14 protein-coding genes are annotated in these 17,292 nt (G+C 53.2%); 12 read left to right on the plus strand and 2 right to left on the minus strand.

Annotation, left to right across the window (positions count from 1 at the left end):
* Position 1: 1 nt before the first annotated feature.
* Positions 2-1,060, minus strand: coding sequence for a LacI family DNA-binding transcriptional regulator (locus THS27_RS12510; protein WP_085591332.1), 1,059 nt, complete (start codon positions 1,058-1,060; stop codon positions 2-4).
* A 312-nt stretch (positions 1,061-1,372) separates the two neighbouring features.
* Entirely contained in the window at positions 1,373-1,513 is a 141-nt protein-coding gene (locus THS27_RS26900; protein ID WP_168184883.1) for a hypothetical protein, read from the minus strand.
* A gap of 1,174 nt (positions 1,514-2,687) precedes the next feature.
* On the opposite strand from THS27_RS26900, the gene tssB reads away from it, so the two are divergent.
* The 12 genes from tssB (at position 2,688) to THS27_RS12575 (ending at position 17,290) form a co-directional block, all read left to right on the plus strand.
* Positions 2,688-3,215, plus strand: a complete 528-nt coding sequence (tssB, locus tag THS27_RS12520) for a type VI secretion system contractile sheath small subunit (RefSeq protein WP_085591336.1) — start codon at positions 2,688-2,690, stop codon at positions 3,213-3,215.
* A 66-nt stretch (positions 3,216-3,281) separates the two neighbouring features.
* A complete protein-coding gene (gene tssC / locus THS27_RS12525; RefSeq protein WP_085591338.1) occupies positions 3,282-4,763 on the plus strand; it encodes a type VI secretion system contractile sheath large subunit in 1,482 nt (493 codons plus the stop codon).
* Complete coding sequence (gene tssE / locus THS27_RS12530; RefSeq protein ID WP_085591340.1) at positions 4,763-5,218, plus strand: type VI secretion system baseplate subunit TssE; 456 nt, start codon at positions 4,763-4,765, stop codon at positions 5,216-5,218. Before tssC ends, tssE begins: the two co-directional genes overlap by 1 nt.
* Positions 5,219-5,220: 2 nt before the next feature.
* Entirely contained in the window at positions 5,221-6,993 is a 1,773-nt protein-coding gene (gene tssF / locus THS27_RS12535; RefSeq protein ID WP_085591342.1) for a type VI secretion system baseplate subunit TssF, read from the plus strand.
* Positions 6,957-7,976 carry a type VI secretion system baseplate subunit TssG gene (tssG, locus tag THS27_RS12540; protein WP_085591344.1) on the plus strand — a complete coding sequence of 340 codons (1,020 nt, stop codon included), beginning with the start codon at positions 6,957-6,959 and terminating at the stop codon, positions 7,974-7,976. The genes tssF and tssG overlap by 37 nt, the downstream gene beginning before the upstream one ends.
* Before the next feature lie 14 nt (positions 7,977-7,990).
* Positions 7,991-9,418 (plus strand): type VI secretion system-associated FHA domain protein TagH, encoded by a 1,428-nt coding sequence (tagH, locus tag THS27_RS12545; protein ID WP_085591346.1) that lies wholly within the window; start codon positions 7,991-7,993, stop codon positions 9,416-9,418.
* A complete protein-coding gene (gene tssJ / locus THS27_RS12550) occupies positions 9,415-9,942 on the plus strand; it encodes a type VI secretion system lipoprotein TssJ (protein WP_085591347.1) in 528 nt (175 codons plus the stop codon). Before tagH ends, tssJ begins: the two co-directional genes overlap by 4 nt.
* An 8-nt stretch (positions 9,943-9,950) precedes the next feature.
* Positions 9,951-11,294 (plus strand): type VI secretion system baseplate subunit TssK, encoded by a 1,344-nt coding sequence (tssK, locus tag THS27_RS12555; RefSeq protein WP_085591349.1) that lies wholly within the window; start codon positions 9,951-9,953, stop codon positions 11,292-11,294.
* A gap of 5 nt (positions 11,295-11,299) precedes the next feature.
* Positions 11,300-12,163 (plus strand): type IVB secretion system protein IcmH/DotU, encoded by an 864-nt coding sequence (gene icmH / locus THS27_RS12560; protein WP_168184884.1) that lies wholly within the window; start codon positions 11,300-11,302, stop codon positions 12,161-12,163.
* Positions 12,163-14,943: a type VI secretion system ATPase TssH gene (gene tssH / locus THS27_RS12565; protein ID WP_085591352.1), complete on the plus strand. Its 2,781-nt coding sequence runs from the start codon at positions 12,163-12,165 to the stop codon at positions 14,941-14,943. Before icmH ends, tssH begins: the two co-directional genes overlap by 1 nt.
* A 2-nt stretch (positions 14,944-14,945) precedes the next feature.
* Complete coding sequence (locus THS27_RS12570; RefSeq protein ID WP_168184885.1) at positions 14,946-16,502, plus strand: sigma-54 dependent transcriptional regulator; 1,557 nt, start codon at positions 14,946-14,948, stop codon at positions 16,500-16,502.
* Positions 16,481-17,290, plus strand: coding sequence for a type VI secretion system-associated protein TagO (locus THS27_RS12575; protein WP_085591355.1), 810 nt, complete (start codon positions 16,481-16,483; stop codon positions 17,288-17,290). The genes THS27_RS12570 and THS27_RS12575 overlap by 22 nt, the downstream gene beginning before the upstream one ends.
* The last annotated feature ends 2 nt before the right edge of the window (positions 17,291-17,292 follow it).

The following is a 17,292-nucleotide window of genomic DNA, read 5'->3' on the forward strand; positions in this document are numbered from 1 at the left end:
TTTAGCCTCCCTGGTTTTGTTGGGCCGGGCTTGTGCCCGGCGGATTGACCGACGCGCGCGGCGTCAGTTTGGCTTGCCACAAGGTTTGTCGGGGCGACGGGGAGGGAGACGTTGCACTGCTGGTGCAAAGTTCCAAAACCATACGCCCGGCTTCGCGGCCGATTTCATAACTGTCCTGGTGAAGGGTGGTCAGCGCTGGCTGGACGGCCAGCCCAATGGGCAACCCGTCAAATCCCATCACCGACATATCGCGCCCTACCGTTAGTCCCGCGCCATTAAGGGCCTGCATCGCGCCGATGGCGACGGCATCGGTGACGCATAAAAGGGCGGTGGGGCGGTCGGATTTCGAGATGGAAAGTAGGTGGGCTGTGGCATTTTTCGCCGAAACCGCATCAGTTATGCCGTCAATCAGATAGCCCACACCAATATGGCCGCCCTGTTGCGCCATGGCGCGCAAATAACCACAGCGGCGTTGCCATGCGAAATTCATTTTCGGGTCGCCACCCAGACAGGCAATTTTGCGATGGCCCAAACCGCGTAAGTAGGTAACGGCATCAACAAAGGCCTGTTCGTTATCGATATCAAGCCAGGAATAATCAGACGGGTCATCGGTTCGGCCCTGCACCACGAAGGGAACACCACTTTGGCGGAGATAATCTACCCGCGCATCCTGACGGTAGGTTCGGGCTATAACAAACCCGCCAACCTTGCCAGAGCTTACCAGCCGGTCGATTACTTCTATCTCATCCTGCCCCTCTGGCACGGCGGATACCAGCAAGTCCCAGTCATGGCGGGCCAACTCGGAGGCAAGGCCGTTAAGGATTTCGGCCAGAAACGGGTCGGAATGCTGGGTGCGGCAGGTGGGCAACACAAAGCCAATGGTTTCGATAACGCCGCGTGCCAGGCGCCTTGCACTGGATGACGGGCGATATCCAAGGTCGCGAGCTGCCTTTTGGACACGTTCACGGGTTTTTTTGGCAATGTCGGGATAATTGTTTAACGCACGTGAAATAGTCCCTTCCGACAGGCCAAGATGGCGGGCCAGTCGGGCGATTGACATGGTTTCATTCCGTGGTGTTGAACGTGACACGCAACCTCCTGATCGGATGAAAAAGGCAACCTACATCTTGACGCGTATAAAATTTGCACTCGTCTCCGATAACGCGCATTACGCTACCGAAAGCGCTTTCGGAAGTCAAATAACTGTATTTTTTTGATTTTGTTCCCGCCGGCCGACTATTTTTTATCTGATAAGGATCGAAAGATGCATTTCGAGACGGTGGCATCCGCATGGATGAGGCATCAAAACCGGCACTAAACGCTATGAAGAGAAGTTCGGGCTGAGTGAGAGCGAAATAGCGGCGGTGGCATATCAGCTTTCGGCGAGATGATTTATGTTGATCTGGCCAATCGTGAAAGACGTGATGCGATTGGGGGCAACTGGCAATGGTTCGATAAGGTCGCCCGCCGACACATCCCCCAGGGACTGGTCGTGATCAGTGAGGGGTGGCATAACGGAAATCCTGACGAAAATATGGTGCCCTTACATAAGGGCCGTTTACATGGTGCCGGTCTGACAAATTCCTTGTGCGCGCGACACGATTTTATATCGCCCGCCGATAATGTGCGCAGGATATATGACGGAATCGATGGAACAGCTGTTGCTATCTCTGGTGGCATATGACGAATCCTGACCCGGATTCGACGTATTTGCGTGCGGGAGTTTGTGAATTTCCCGTTTACGATGCATTTTTATTCGCGGGTGCCCGTTTAGCAGATTTTATACAATATTGATCGGCACTTAGCGGTTGCTGTGGTTTCGGTTGGCCTGAAACCTAATGAATTCTGCGCGTTTCAGCGATGGAATACCCATTCCAGAATAACTAAGTATTGGTGAGGTTTCGTGTTGCCGTTGCGTTATAAATCTACGGGATTCCACTAGTTTCAGCAATAATTCGAATTTCATCACATTTTGGACATAAAGTTTGAACATTAAAGTATTGTCCAGACGAGTTAAATGCTTGTAGGTTCATATACAGAACGATCTGTCACGAGTTCTTGTGAATGGATTGTCTATAAAACAACGGAAAAAATTCCGTAGAATATTTGGTTGGGAAAAGACGGGTTAACAAAGTTGGATGGGAATAGGTTATCTAGACTTATACATATGATGTCCTACACTTTTAGACTTTCCATTAGGATTGTTAACTAACCGTTTGAGTGGGTTCTAATACTATCTTCGGTTAGTTTAGGTTTTATTGAAGTTTAACGGTTCTGACATCACCTCCGGCATGTTGCCAAACATATAACCGTAAACCGGTATCGCACAGGTTGAGTCAATTGCTTGGCTTGTCGGTGAGGGCTGACGGCTGACGTTATCTTGGCTTGTGACCTTTGGTCATGCCGCAACAGGATGATGACGACGTGTGTCCGGGTTTTCGGGGTTTGATGATTTTTGGTGAAAACTGAAAACATGCAGGCCGAATTGTGCGTAAACCGTGAGATTGCAGGATTTGCTGTGTCCGGTTTTCCGTCTGACTAACCAATCGCGATTACGGGGGGCTATGGCTGTGATGCTGTGTCCCTTGGTCCGAAAGGACTGAAATAGTGGCTGTCCTTACTTATCGCTGTTTTCAGCGCAAAGGCAGCGCCAGCCACGAGGTTTTGTGTTCGAGATTGGAGACGGCATGAGAGATTCTTCTGTAGCGCCTAAAGAGCGCATTAACGTTAAATTCGTACCGGCAACGGGGGACCAGAAAGAAGAAGTCGAACTGCCGCTTAAGATGGTGGTGATGGGGGATTTCGCCGGCAAAGCCGACGATACACCCCTTGAAAGCCGGAAAGCGGTGGAAATTGACAAAAATTCTTTTGGTAATGTTCTGCGTGAAATGAAACTGGAGCGTACGCTTCAGGTTGATGATGTTTTGCGCGGTGATCCTGATGCCACACTTAGCCTGAAGCTGAAATTTGAATCCCTTCAGGACTTTTCCCCTGATTCCATTGTCGAGCAGGTGCCCGAGCTTAAGAAGCTGGCGGATCTGCGTGAAGCATTGACGGCTTTAAAAGGCCCGTTGGGGAATTTGCCGGCATTTCGCCGTGCGCTGAGTGAAATCGTCGATGATCCGGAAAAACGCGACGCCCTGCTGGCCGAACTTGACGGTGCAGACAAGGCAGAAGCAACCGCCGAAGGCAAAACGCCCGGCGACAAAAGCTGATCATCCCAAAACATGACAAATGCCAGGCGTTAAAACGCCGAACATAGTGTTGGAAAGACGAGAACCATGAATACCGAAACACTTGATCCTGTTGCCCAAAGTCATGGACATGCTGAAGATTCACTTCTGGATCAGATCATGGCAAAAAGCAATCTGGTCCCTGAAGATGATGGCTATGATGTTGCGCGCAAGGGTGTTGAAGCCTTTATTGCCGAACTTCTGGCTGGCGACAGCACCGCTGAACCGGTTAACAAGGCCCGCGTTGATCGTATGATCGCCGAACTGGATCGCAAGATTTCCCATCAGATGGATGAAATTTTGCATCACCCGGAGTTTCAGGACCTTGAATCAACCTGGCGCAGCCTGAAACTTTTGGTGGACCGCACCGATTTTCGCGAGAATATCAAAATCGAACTGCTGTCGATCCGTAAGGACGAATTGCTGGAAGATTTCGAACTGTCACCGGAAGTTCCGCAATCGGGCCTTTATAAACATGTTTATTCCGCCGGTTACGGCCAGTTTGGTGGCGAACCTGTCGGGGCCATGATCGGCATGTATGCGTTTAACGCCTCCTCGCCGGATATGAAACTTCTGCAATATTGTGCGTCGGTTGGTGCGATGGCGCATGCGCCGTTCATTTCGTCGGTTGGGCCAAAATTTTTTGGTGTTGATTCCTTCACCGAGATTGGCGAGATCAAGGAATTGTCGTCGCTGTTTGAAGGCCCGCAATACGCCAAATGGCGCGGCCTGCGTGAGTCAGAAGATTCCCGTTATGTTGGCCTGACGGCACCCCGTTTCCTGCTTCGCACTCCTTATGATCCGCTGGAAAATCCCACCAAAACCTTCCAGTACCGCGAAGCCGTTGAAGACAGCCATGAAAATTACCTGTGGGGTAATACAGCGGTTCTATTAGGTGAGCGTATCAATGACAGCTTTGCCAAATTTCGCTGGAGCCCGAACATCATTGGTCCGCAATCGGGCGGGGCTGTGAATGACCTGCCGGTTCATGTTTATGAATCCTTTGGTCAGCTTGAACAGAAAATTCCGACTGAAACCCTGATTACCGACCGTCGTGAATTTGAACTGGCCGAGGAAGGCTTTATTGCGCTGACCATGCGCAAAGGTTCGGACAATGCGGCATTCTTTTCGGCAAATTCGATCCAGAAGCCCAAACGCTTTCCCAATACCAAGGAAGGCAAGGAAGCCGAAACCAATTACAAATTGGGCACCCAGCTTCCTTACATGTTCATCATCAATCGTCTGGCCCATTACATCAAGGTGCTTCAGCGCGAACAGATCGGGGCGTGGAAAGAACGGTCTGATCTGGAACGCGAACTGAATGCCTGGATTGTTCAGTATGTCGCCGATCAGGAAAACCCGCCTGCTGACGTGCGTTCGCGCCGTCCGCTGCGTGCCGCCAAAATCGAGGTTTCGGATGTTGCCGGTGATCCGGGCTGGTACCGGGTTGGCATGTCGGTTCGTCCGCATTTCAAATATATGGGCGCGAATTTCGAACTTTCCCTGGTTGGCCGGTTGGATAAAGACTGATGAATCATCCCCTGGCACGTCAACATGTTGAAGCGGTGCGGTCGCGTTCCTTGATGGAACGCATCCGTGCCGACGATCTGGGGCAGACCTCGCATGTAAGCGACAGGTTTGCCGCCCGCGTCGCATCGATCAAACACAACCTTTTACAGGTTCTGAACGGTCGCAGTGGCGGGTCACAAAGTGCGCCGGGTTATGGGCTTGCCGATTTTAACGATGCCTCGGTCGGATCTTCCGACATGTTGCGCATTGTCGCCAATGATATCCGTACCGTGATTGAAACCTACGAGCCACGTGTAAGTAACGTGGCCGTTCGTTTCGATCGTGAACAGGAAAGCGGGCTTGAACTGTTTTTCCAGATATCGGCGCGAACCCAGATCGGTACAGCACGTGAGCAGGTCACAATTGATCTTGTTTTGTGTGAAGGTCGTTCCTTCGCCTTGAGAATGGGTAGGTAGTTTTGTCTACAGCACGTTATTTTCAGGACGAACTGGATTACTTGCGGAATTCCGGGCAAGACTTTGCCCGGCATTTCCCCAAGCTGACAAATTATTTGTCCGAACGCAGTACAGACCCCGATGTCGAACGGTTACTGGAGGGCTTTGCCCTTCTGACCGGCCGCCTGCGTGAGAAAATTGACGATCAGTTACCCGAAGTCACCCAATCCCTTTTGATGTTGCTGTGGCCTAACTTTTTGCGCCCGGTGCCGTCAATGGTGGTTCTGCAAATGAACCCGCGACAGGGCGCCATTAACGAAAGTCAAACATTACCCGCCGGGCTGGAAGTTGAAAGTATTCCTGTTGGGGGCACGGTTTGCAAATTCCGCACTGCTTATGACACTGAAATCCTGCCCATCGGAATCCGCGATGTTCATCATGGTGTGTCGAAGGAAAAATCGGTTATCACCATGCAGGTTGAAAGCCTGGCCGAAGAAGAAATTCGCGGCATTAATCTTACCAAATTGCGGTTCCATCTTGGCGGAAGCGACTATTCGGCCTTAACCCTTGGCCTGTGGCTGCATCGCTATTTAAAGATGGTGAAAATTCGCGATCGGGCAACCGGTAATGAAATTGCCCTGGGTAAGGATTGCGTCCGCCAGGTCGGGTTGCAAAAATCCGAAGAAGTTTTGCCCTATCCCGATAACAGCTTTGTCGGCTATCGCCTGTTGCAGGAATTTTATGCCTTTCCGCAAAAGTACTATTTTGTCGATCTTTTAAATATTCCGACCGCGCATCTGGGGCAGGATGCCACACAGTTTGAAGTGGTATTTGAATTTGAACGTCCGCTTCCGCCTGATGTGCGCATTGGAAAACAAAGTTTTCTGTTGCACTGCGTGCCAGCGATTAACCTGTTTGAACATGATGCCGAACCCATTTTGCTTGATGGGCGGCGTACTGAATATCACATTCGCCCCACCCGGCGCGATGCTGGCGAGATCGAGGTCTTTTCGATTGACGGCGTTACCGGCTGGCGGCCCTCTGAAGAAGGGCATTCAGGTGGTATTTCACGCGAATTTAGCCGTTTTGAATCCTTTATGCATGAAATTGAACGGGTTGATGGCCGGGCTGCGGTTTATTTTCGTGAAAAGGTGCGTCAGTCCCTGTCGGGGGAAAAACTGGACCGGCTGATATCGTTTGTCCGCGAAGATGAACTTTACCAGGTCAATGACGGCGAAACGGTTTCGGTGCGCCTGACCTGTTCAAACGGGGCAACACCGCGTGATCTGGCGGTGGGCGATATTTGTATTCCGACCCATATGATCCCGTCTTTTGTAAATCCGACCAATGTGACCCGGCCAACACCGCCGCGCTATCCGGTTGTCGATGGTGCCCTGCAATGGCAGCTGATTTCGGCTTTGTCGCTGAATTACCTGTCGCTGCAAAGTGTTGAGGCGCTGCGCACCATTTTAAATGTTTTCGATTTTAACGCCAAGGTCGATCGCCAGCGCGAACGCGAAGCCGTGATGCGCCTGGAAGGGATCGCCAATATTTCATCGCATACGATTGATCGTCTGTTTAAAGGGCTGCCTGTGCGCGGCATGCGTTCGACGATTGATATGCGCGAAAGCAAGTTTGCCAGCGAAGGCGAAATGTATCTGTTTTCGACCGTGCTGGCCGAGTTTTTTGCGCTGTATGCCACCATCAATTCGTTCCACGAACTTGTCGTACGTGGACTTGAAGCAGGGGAGGAATACCGATGGACGGCCCGTATCGGCAACCAGCCCCTCATATGATTGATGATTTAAAGGCCAACCCGCAACGGTATTCGTTTTTCCGGGCTGTCGAGATCCTGCTGAAGGCATCAGGACAGCAGGTAGAAGAACGTGCCTTGCAAACCCAGCGCGTAGAAGACCTGATTTTTCGGGTCGCACCGGGCCTTGGTTTTCCGGCATCCGATGTGGTGTCGCTGCGCCCGGTGGATGAAGACGGTGATTGTCGCGAACTGGAAATGACAGTCTCGTTTCTGGGGTTGCATGGTCCATCTTCCCCTTTGCCGTCGCATATGCTGGAAACCGCCGCCTGGAGCGAGGGCGAAGAAGGTGTTCAACAAGCGTTTAACGACTTTTTCTCGAACCGGCTGGTGTGGCTGTTTTATCTGATCTGGCGCAAATACCGGTATTACGTGCGCTATCACGCCGGTGCATCGGATCAGTTTTCGGACTGGATGTTTTCCCTGATCGGAATTGGCGGCGATGAAAGCCGTGGCAAGGCCGATGTGCCCTGGGCAAAACTTTTGACCTATTTGGGCGTTGTGGCCGGGCGGGTGCGCTCGGCGGAAATGGTTAGTGGTGTTATCGCCCATGCTTTTTCCCTGCCTGATGTATCGATCCGCCAGCTTGAACTGCGCAAGGTTGAAATTCCGCAAGATCAGCGCGCCCGGATGGGGGCCACCAACATGTCGCTGGGGCAGGATTTTGTTATTGGCCGGTTTGTCGAGGACCGCGCAGGCAAGTTTACGGTGGTTTTGAAAAACCTGACATTCGAGCGTTTCCGCGACTTTTTGCCTAGCGGCAAGGATTTCGCCCGCTTGAAGGAACTGGTCGAGTTTTTGCTGAAAGATCAGCTTGCCTACGACGTTGAACTGAATTTGCAACGTAACGAAGTCCCGGCATTCAAGCTGGGCTGCCCCCGGACGGCCAGTCTGGGATGGACAACATTTATCGGAAATACGCAGCGCGAGGGGCTTAAGCCCGTGGTGTTGCAGGCACGAGGGTAAGAACGGGACAAACGATGAAAGCAAAGTTTCAAATCGAAAATGTGCATGACGCGGTACCCGCATTTCCCGTCAGTTTTGTGTTTTCACAGCGCGGCGGCCTGATTGGGTCGGCATCCGATGCTACCTGGCGGATACAGGATAGCGAAGGGGCCATTCCGGAAACGGCGGCGCGCATTATGGTATCGGACGGGCATTTTACCATTGAACGGGTGTCGAATGCCAATATCCGGGTTAACCGGGCCAAAGCACCGATCCCCACCGGGCGGCCGGTGATTTTATCTGACAAGGATGAAGTGCAGATCGAAAATCTGAAATGCACTGTTAGCACCGGACAAACGGAATATCTAGACGCCCGCCCGGTAAGTGTTCATTCCATGGTTGGGGCCGATCATGGCAAGCGTGACCGTCTGGTGCGCGATAGTGTTTATGTTGAAGCCCGGCCGGTAGACGAAGCCCCGGCCCGCGAAACCCGTGATGACCCGCTTGATGTTCTTGATGAACGCCGGGTTTCCCGCCAGCAAACAGACCCGTTATCGGCGTTTAGCGATGCCCAGCGCGCCCGCCAGACCGACGATGAAATCCTGCTTCAGGACGATGTTAATCTTCATCGCGGTGCCGAGCCACGGGTTACCAACAGCCAGCAGGATGATGCCAATATGCATTTTGCCTCGATGCCTAATACCCGCATCCGGCGCGACCGTTATGGTTTTGAAGAACCGGTTCAGTCTGACAACACCACATCAGCACGATCATCGCGCGCCAGCGAAAGCCCGATTGACGCCGTTTCGGTGGATTTGCCCCATGCGGTTGACCATGTGGCACTGCGCCCCCTGGCCAAAAGCCTTGGCATTCATCTGGGCGAAATGAGCACGGAGCAAGCCGCCCGGGTCCTAAGCGATATTGGTGCGTCCCTTCGTGCGGCTCTTGAAGGTTTGAACCAGATTTACAAAAGCACGTCGGAACGGTCGGCCAATTTCCCGCTTGCAACCATGCATTTGCACGCGCTGGAAGATAACCCGATCCGTTTTAGCAGTGACACCGACGAAGCATTGCATGCGTTTTTTTCCAAGCGCGGGCCGGTTCACCTTTCAGCCCCCGCCGCAATGCAGGAATCACTTGATCATTTGAATTCCCATCAGGCGGCAACGGAAAAATCCATTGACCGTGCCCTTGATGCTGTTTTGGCAGCGTTGTTGCCCCGCGCGCTTGAACGCCGGTTCAAGGCCTATGACGCCGCCGGTGTGCCTGAAAGCCAGGAAGCCTATGACGCGTGGTGCTGGCGAATGTACCGGGCTTATTTTTCGGAATTGCGGTCCCAGCGTCAGCAGGGGTTGCAGATGCTGTTTTGGGAAGTTTTTGGCAACGAATACCGTGCGACGCGCCGCCACGAACAGATGCAGCGCGATCTGGGTGAAGAAAACGAAAGGGATATCGAACAATGAAGCGTTTGGCGGGCTTTTTTCTGGTGGCCGTGATGGGATTGTCGCTGGCTGCATGTGAAACGTCAGAAAAGATTTATGACGTCATTTCCGACCCTGACATTCAGGTAGGCGCTGCGGAGGTACAACCAACCAAGGTTTCGTTGCAGGCCTATGCAGCAGCCGATGTGAACAAAAACTTTGAAGGTGAACCCTCGCCGGTTGTGGTGCGGGTGCTGGCGTTAAGCAGTGATCATCGGGTGTTTAGCTATGACTATTTCTCGCTGACGGACTCAATGGAAAAAACCCTGGGATCGACCCTGAAGGCCGATCTGGGGGAAACCATGATCAAGCCTGACAGCTATCAGGTGCTTGGCCCCTATGAGGTTCCCGAAGGGACCAAAAAGATTGCTGTGATTGCCGAATATCTCGATCTGGAAAGTGCCGTGTGGCGAACTTCGGTCAGCGTACGCGACCTTGGCGACAATGATCAGTTTTTGTTGTTGTTGCTTGATGAAGAAGTTCGTCTGGTCAAGCAGGAAGGGTAACCGCGTTTATGGCTTCGAATAATAAAGTGGCATGGTCTGACGGCCTGTTTGTCAAACCCCATCATTTCCAGCAGCAGACCCGCTATCTGGAAAACCTGGCGCAACGTTACGCGTCAGGCAGTGAGGCCCACAATTTTGGCTTTCATCAGTTGATCCTGAACGAGGAACTTTTGTCCCTTGGCAAGGTGGCCGTGGTGAATGCCAGTGGCATCATGCCCGATGGTACGGTGTTTGATATTCCCGGGAATGACGTGTCGCCGCCGGTTCTTGATATTTCCGAAGGTTTGACGGCCAACGAAATTATCTATCTGTGTGTGCCATTAATGATTGATGGCGGCATTGAGGTAGACAAGAACCGCAAGTCGACCACCGGGGTTGGTGCACGTTATGTGACCGATGAAATTGCCGTGCGCGATAATACCGTGCAGGCAGGCGAACTTGCCGCCATCGATATCGCCCGTGCCTGCCCGGTGTTGCTGCTCGGGTCGCAAGACCTGTCGGCATATTCGAAGCTGGCGGTTGCCCGCATCGTCGATAAAACCGGCGAAGGGGCCATTGTGATCGACAAGGGATTTTATCCCACCATGCTGTCAATCTCGGCGGCCCCTTCACTGCGTCGGTTTTTAGGTGAACTGGCCGACGGGGTTGAGCAACGTGCAGCCACCATTGCCGGGCGCATTGGCAAACCTGATCAAAACGGCGTTGCCGAGGTAGCCGACTTTTTGTTGCTGCGCGGGTTAAATTCGATGTCACCCTTGTTGCGCCATTACGTGCGCATGTCGATGGTGCATCCGCGCCCGGTTTATGAACTTTTGCTGCAAATCATTGGTGAATTGTCGACTTTCCTTAACGAAAGCAAAATTTGCCCGGACCTGCCGGTATATGACCACGCCTTGCCCCATCAATGCTGGCCGACTGTAACGCAACATTTGCGCCAGCTGGTCACGGCAACACTGGTGGCAAATGCCATTCCGATCCCGCATGAACATAAATTGCATGGTTATGTGGTGGCACCGGTTCATGAACGTGAACTGATCCGCACGGCGGAATTTGTGTTGGCGGTGAAGGCCAATGTGCCGCAGGAACGCCTGCACCGCGATTTTGTCGCGCAATCCAAAATCAGTTCGATCGAAAAAATTCGCGAACTTGTTCACAAGCAGCTGCCGGGCATTCCGCTGCGTTTGATGCCGGTTGCCCCGCGTCAGCTGCCTTATCATGCCGGATATTCCTATTTTGCGCTCGAACGGTCTTCGCCGCGCTGGGGACATCTGGAAAATTCCGACGGATTTGCATTTCACATCGCCGGGGAGTTCCCGGAACTTGAACTGCAATTCTGGGCAATCATGGGATAATGCAAATGACCGATATTGCCGTATCACCATATGATTCAAGGCGTTCGGCGGCTTTGCCTGCCAATGCCGGCGGTGGGGCCGCAGCAAGACCCTATGGCAACAAGTCCGATGACATGATCGATTCACTGATGTCGTCGCGCGAAACGATGGATTTTCAACTGTCGGCCAAGGGTAAAAACCGTTTGCTGGAAGCGGCGGTGCCGTTGCTGGGCCTTAGCGTGCGTATTCGTAACCTGCACGATTTTGACGATATCGAAAGTCTGCATAGCCGCCTGGTTAATGAAATTCCGGTTTTCCAGCAGGAACTGGAAAAGATGGAATATGACGAGGCAACCGTTTTGGCAGCCCGTTACATTTTATGCGCAACCCTGGATGAAGCGGTGCTGTCGCAGGTTTGGGGGGCCGAAAGCCTGTGGCCGGAACGGCCGATGTTGTCAATTTTCCATAATGAAACCTGGGGCGGGGAAAAGGTTTTTGCCATCCTTGACCGGGTAATGGACGAAGCGCACCGCTTTCTTGATTTGCTGGAGCTGCTTTATTACTGCCTGGCGTTGGGGTTTGAAGGCAAATACCACGTGATGCACAACGGGCAAGCCAAGCTGGAACAACTGTTGCTGGCCGTTCATGGCATTCTTGAAAAGCATCGTGGCGAAGCGCCCGACAAACTGGTGAATCCGGAACCCAATATTTACGACAGCAAGGAACGCATGGGATGGCGTTTCCCGGTGTGGGGCGTAGTGCTGGTTTGTGTCGTCATTCTGGCGGGCGTCAACATTGTCTTTAATCATAATTTATCCGCTCAGATTGACCGGATCGGGGCAGAGATCGAGGCCTCCCTCGGTGGTAACAACATGGCAGGGAGGCCCTGATGTTAAAGGTTTCCAAAGAACGTATTCTTGCAAAACTGAATAATTACAGCCGTGAGGCCCTGAAACGGGCCAGCGAAATGGCGATTGAACAAAATCAGTTTGAAGTCACCGTCAGCCATTTATTGTTGGCGATGATGGAACAGCCCGGCGGCGACATTGGCAAACTTTTGTCGGTGTTGCGCATTCAGCCTGAACGGCTGGAAGCCAAACTGCGCAAATCGCTGGATCATGCACGCCGGGGCGCACAGGACCTGCCCGAATTTGCCACCTTGTTGCTTGAATTGTTACAAGACGCCTTGATGCTGGGCAGTGGCGAGCTGGAAGAAGAAACAATTCGGACCGGGACCATTTTTGCCGCTATCGCGCAAAACCCGGATCGGTATTGCCATTTTTATGCATTTTCCGAATTTGAAGCGCTGGATAGCCGCGCCATTCTGGCCGGGTTTTACGACCTGGTAAAAGGCAGCATGGAAGGCAATGGCGACCCCGATAACCCCGCGAACGACGCCCGCAATAACGGTGCCGGGGCGGCCGCCATCCAAAGCGAAAGCGCGCTGGCAAAGTTTGGTCGCAACATGACGGAACAGGCAAAAAACGGCGAAATTGACCCCGTTTTTTGCCGTGATACCGAAATTGCCCAAATGACCGATATTTTGTCGCGTCGGCGCAAAAACAACCCCATTCTGGTGGGGGATCCCGGTGTTGGTAAAACGGCCCTGGCCGAAGGGTTGGCCCTGAAAATTATCGAAAGTGATGTCCCTGCTGCCTTGCAAGGGGCTGCATTATGGGAACTTGACCTTGGCGCGTTACAGGCCGGTGCATCGGTTAAAGGTGAATTTGAACGGCGACTGAAAGCAGTGCTGGATGAAGTGATCAGCGCGCCTGAAAAAATTGTTCTGTTTATTGATGAAGCCCATACCCTGATTGGCGGGGGTGCGGCAGCGGGCAGTTCGGATGCAGCCAACCTGCTGAAACCTGCACTGGCACGCGGACAAATTCGCGCTATTGCGGCAACCACCTGGTCGGAATACAAAAAATACTTTGAAAAAGATGCTGCCTTAACCCGGCGCTTTCAACTGATCAAGCTGGCGGAACCCACCATTGATCAATGTGTGACGATTTTGCGCGGTCTGCGCCCGCAATATGAAAAACAGCACAATGTATATATTTCCGATGTTGCCCTGCATGCTGCGGCTTCCCTGTCGGTGCGCTATCTGACCGGTCGGCAATTGCCCGACAAGGCGTTTGATGTGCTTGATACTGCCGCTGTTCGTGTGGCTGCCGGGCAATCGGCCCAGCCGCGCGAACTGGACTGGTTAAACAAACGCATCATGATGCTGGAACGTGAATTATCAGATCGGGATCGTGACAGCCGCATGGCTGCAATCGGTGCGCTTGCCGGCAGCGACCAGATCGAGGAAACCATTGCCCGCTTAAAGGCCCAGGCCGAAAAATTGCAACATCGCTGGCAGATGGAAAAGCAAAAGGTCGATCGCGTGATCGAGCTGCGCACCCTGATTAGCGATGGCCATAATGCCGCCAATGATGACACGATTGTTGATCCCGTGCAGGATGATGACGCCGCAGAAACGAGTGTCGCAGAAGTAGCACAACATGACCCCGATGTGTTGCGTGCCGAGATTGTGACCCTGCTGGCTGAATTGCGTGATGCACGACGCAATGAAACTGCTTTGGTTGAATTTGAGGTTGGCGAAGCCGTTATTGCCGATGTGATTTCGGACTGGACGGGTGTTCCTGCATCCGCCATGTCAGATGACGATGCCGACCGTATCCTTGGTTTGGGCGACGCCCTGCGCGGTGTGATCAAAGGGCAGGATCTTGCGATTGACGTTATTCATGACCGCATGAAAGCTGCCCGGCTTGATCTGGTGCGTGATACGGCACCGCGCGGCGTATTTTTGCTGGTTGGCCCATCGGGTGTGGGTAAAACCGAAACAGCCGAACAGGTTGCCCTTCACCTTTTCGGCGGGCGCCAGTTTTTAAGCGTTATCAACATGTCCGAATATCAGGAAAAACACACGGTTTCGCGGCTGATTGGGTCGCCCCCCGGTTATGTTGGCTATGGCGAGGGCGGTATCCTGACCGAGGCCATTCGCAAAATGCCCTATTCGGTGGTGCTGCTTGATGAGGTTGAAAAAGCCCATCCCGATGTGATGAACATTTTCTATCAGGGCTTTGACAAGGGCGTCATCAATGACGGTGAAGGCCGTGAAATTGATTGCCGCAATGTCGTGTTTTTCATGACATCAAACCTTGGCTCCGACGCCCTGATGCAGAACCGCGAAACGGTCGAGGATGCCTCGATGGAAGCGTTGGAAAAGGCCCTGCGCCCGCATTTGCAGGAACATTTCAAACCGGCCTTGCTCGCCCGGATGCGTATTTTGTGCTTCAAACCGCTTTCAAGCGAAAGCATTCGTCAGATCATTGATTTGAAACTGAATGCCCTGGCACATCGCCTGCAAAAAGTACGAGGACTGGAACTGAGCTGGAACGATAATGTTCTGGCCCTGATCGAGGATCTTTGTTCGCACGCAGATAATGGTGCCCGTATGGTTGAACAGGTGATTGATCGCTGGATTTTACCCAGCATTGCCGAGGAAGCCCTGCAACGTATTTCGCTTCATGCCAGCCTTGATGCGCTGGAACTTGATGCGGCAGATGGCGGCTTTGTCATGACATTTCTGCCTGAACTGGAAACGGCCGCCACGGAACAGGCTGATGATGCCGTGTTGCCTGAAAAAGAGGCCAGGGCAGGATGAACATGATCGATCAGTTCAATATTCGGGATCATTTTGTTTCGCTGTGCAATCTGGTGAACCAGACACGGCTGGACGGGGTACTGGTCCAAAGCGGTGAGCTGGTCGCGAATATGACCGGTGGACGGATTGCGCTGATTTATCTGCTCGATGCGACGGGACGTAATTTTGTGCTGTCGGGCGGGTATGCTCATGGTTTTTCGACATGGGCACCCAAATCGCTGGTGCATCCTTTGCAAGGCAGTGGCGGGTCGCCTGTCTGCCCGTTAACCCAGGTTGCCTTTACAGGTAAAACCCTGTGTCTGGATAACGGGATGGCGGGCTATGATATATCGCCCGTTACGGCTGCGACCGATGGTTTGTCGTTACCGTCGCATATGGTGGTATTGCCCCTGGCACGCGCCAACGAGGACTTTTTGGGTGTTGCCGTCGTTTTGTCCGACGGTGCCATTGCACCGTGGTTGAACCGCAGCGTTACCCGCCAGATTTTACGTGCGGTTTCATCCTCTATTGAAACCCGGCAATTTGTGGCTGGGCAGGAAACCGAAAAAGCCGCCCTGGAAAAATCGCTGGCCCGTGCCGAAGGTGACCGCGTGTCGTTGCGTCGCCGGGTAACGGGGCGTTTATCCAAACGGTTGATTGGCCGGTCCCGCTCGATGCAAATTCTGCGGGAAAAGGTGGCCCATCTTGCCGGTAAAACCGGCCCCGTCATGATTTTGGGCGATGACGGTGTGGGCAAGGAAAAGGTTGCCCGGGCCCTGCATGAACATTCCGTGCAGGCAGGTGCGCCGTTTGTTTATGTTAATTGCGCGACCTTGTCGGCCGATATTTTTGCCCCCGAATTGTTTGGCCATAAACGTGGTGCAATCAAAGGAGTGGCCAGTGCGCGCAAGGGATTGCTGCGCAAGGCGGGCAATGGCGTTTTGTATCTTGATGGCATTGACCGGCTTTGTGGTCCCTGTCAGGAAATGTTGTTGCGCCTGCTTGAAACCCGGCAATATCGCCCGTTGGGCAGCGAGCGCGACATGCCGCTTTCGGCCCGGATTATTGTTTCGGCCCGCTCCGACCTGGCGACACGCGCACAGGACAATACGTTCCTTCCGGGCCTTTATTACCGGTTGCGTGAAACGACATTGGCGGTGCCTTCGCTTAGCGAATGCCGCGAAGACATTGGCGATATTGTTCATGCCGTTCTGGCCGGTATCGAACGCGAGGAAAAACGTCATCTTAAATTGCATCCTGCGGCGTTTGCCTTTTTGGCACAGCGCCCGTTTACCGGCGATCGTCGGGAACTGGAAGGGCTGACACGCCTGGCTGCCAGCAATGCCGAAGACGGGGCGATGTTGACGGTGGCACATTTTCAGGCGGTGGATGCCGATGCTGTACCGGAAAATGCATCTTCGACCGGAATTTTGCCGTTACCCGAAGCAATTGCACTGTTTGAACAGGACCTGATCACCCGCGCGTTGGCGCAAACCGATGGCAACCGTGCCACGGCGGCGCAAATGCTGGGTGTTCCCAAAAGAACACTGGCTGATAAATGCAAAAAATACGGACTGTAAGCGTGATGGCGTTAATGATGGTGTGTGGTGGCATCAGCGTTGATGCGCAGGCGCAAACTGTAATTGATGATACGGCCCTTGGGGCCTGTTTTGCCAAGGCGAACCGGCTGGATCGGTTAGGCTGTTATGACAGCCTGCTGGGTCGTCCCAATACCGGGGACGAAGGCATTACTGTGTCCCGTCCGGTGGTGGAAGAGGATGAAAAAACACCGGTTGCCGTTTCGTATGTAAACGGTTTTTTACGATCAGCCGATGTTACGCCACAAGGTGTTGCTGTGACCCTGCTGGATCATAAAAGCGGCGCGAAAATAACCGGCGGCAAGGATGGCAGTTTGCTGGACCGTATTAATCCGCCCCGTGATCGTGCCGCGTTTGATGCGTTGCGCCGTAAGGCAGATTTGTATCTGGCTTTGTCATCGCTGGCTGATGCCGGTGAACAGGGCGCGATGCTGGTAAGCTGTGAAAACAATATCACGCGCCTGCGTCTGATGTGGAAAGACGCCTTTTCCGGGCGAACGGCTGATGCGCGATTTTTGTATGGCGGCAGCATCGCGCAGGAAAATGCCACCGGCACGGTTTTGCGGGTAAATGGCCAGGGACACATCCTTGAAACGCCGCGCGGGCTGGAAAGCATTCGGCTTTTAAAAACGATATCGGACGGCAGCAGAATACAGGTGTCGGTGGATGCCGGGCAGGAACAGCGGTCGCTGTTTTTTGATGCTGACGCATTGCGTGGCGCGCTTCCAATGATGGGGCGGCACTGCGCATGGAAAATGGATAGCAGGTAGGC

The sequence above is a fragment of the Thalassospira sp. MCCC 1A01428 genome, assembly GCF_002115825.1.
GTDB lineage: Bacteria > Pseudomonadota > Alphaproteobacteria > Rhodospirillales > Thalassospiraceae > Thalassospira.

What these genes read in the sequence shown, in the direction of transcription:
- tssH (WP_085591352.1), top strand. Translation starts at nt 12,163, where the DNA reads ATGTTAAAGGTTTCCAAAGAACGTATTCTTGCAAAACTGAATAATTAC.
- tssK (WP_085591349.1), top strand. Translation starts at nt 9,951, where the DNA reads ATGGCTTCGAATAATAAAGTGGCATGGTCTGACGGCCTGTTTGTCAAA.
- tssG (WP_085591344.1), top strand. Translation starts at nt 6,957, where the DNA reads ATGGACGGCCCGTATCGGCAACCAGCCCCTCATATGATTGATGATTTA.
- tssE (WP_085591340.1), top strand. Translation starts at nt 4,763, where the DNA reads ATGAATCATCCCCTGGCACGTCAACATGTTGAAGCGGTGCGGTCGCGT.
- tssB (WP_085591336.1), top strand. Translation starts at nt 2,688, where the DNA reads ATGAGAGATTCTTCTGTAGCGCCTAAAGAGCGCATTAACGTTAAATTC.
- tssC (WP_085591338.1), top strand. Translation starts at nt 3,282, where the DNA reads ATGAATACCGAAACACTTGATCCTGTTGCCCAAAGTCATGGACATGCT.
- THS27_RS12570 (WP_168184885.1), top strand. Translation starts at nt 14,946, where the DNA reads ATGATCGATCAGTTCAATATTCGGGATCATTTTGTTTCGCTGTGCAAT.
- THS27_RS26900 (WP_168184883.1), bottom strand. Translation starts at nt 1,513, where the DNA reads ATGCCACCCCTCACTGATCACGACCAGTCCCTGGGGGATGTGTCGGCG.
- THS27_RS12575 (WP_085591355.1), top strand. Translation starts at nt 16,481, where the DNA reads ATGCAAAAAATACGGACTGTAAGCGTGATGGCGTTAATGATGGTGTGT.
- icmH (WP_168184884.1), top strand. Translation starts at nt 11,300, where the DNA reads ATGACCGATATTGCCGTATCACCATATGATTCAAGGCGTTCGGCGGCT.
- tagH (WP_085591346.1), top strand. Translation starts at nt 7,991, where the DNA reads ATGAAAGCAAAGTTTCAAATCGAAAATGTGCATGACGCGGTACCCGCA.
- tssJ (WP_085591347.1), top strand. Translation starts at nt 9,415, where the DNA reads ATGAAGCGTTTGGCGGGCTTTTTTCTGGTGGCCGTGATGGGATTGTCG.
- THS27_RS12510 (WP_085591332.1), bottom strand. Translation starts at nt 1,060, where the DNA reads ATGTCAATCGCCCGACTGGCCCGCCATCTTGGCCTGTCGGAAGGGACT.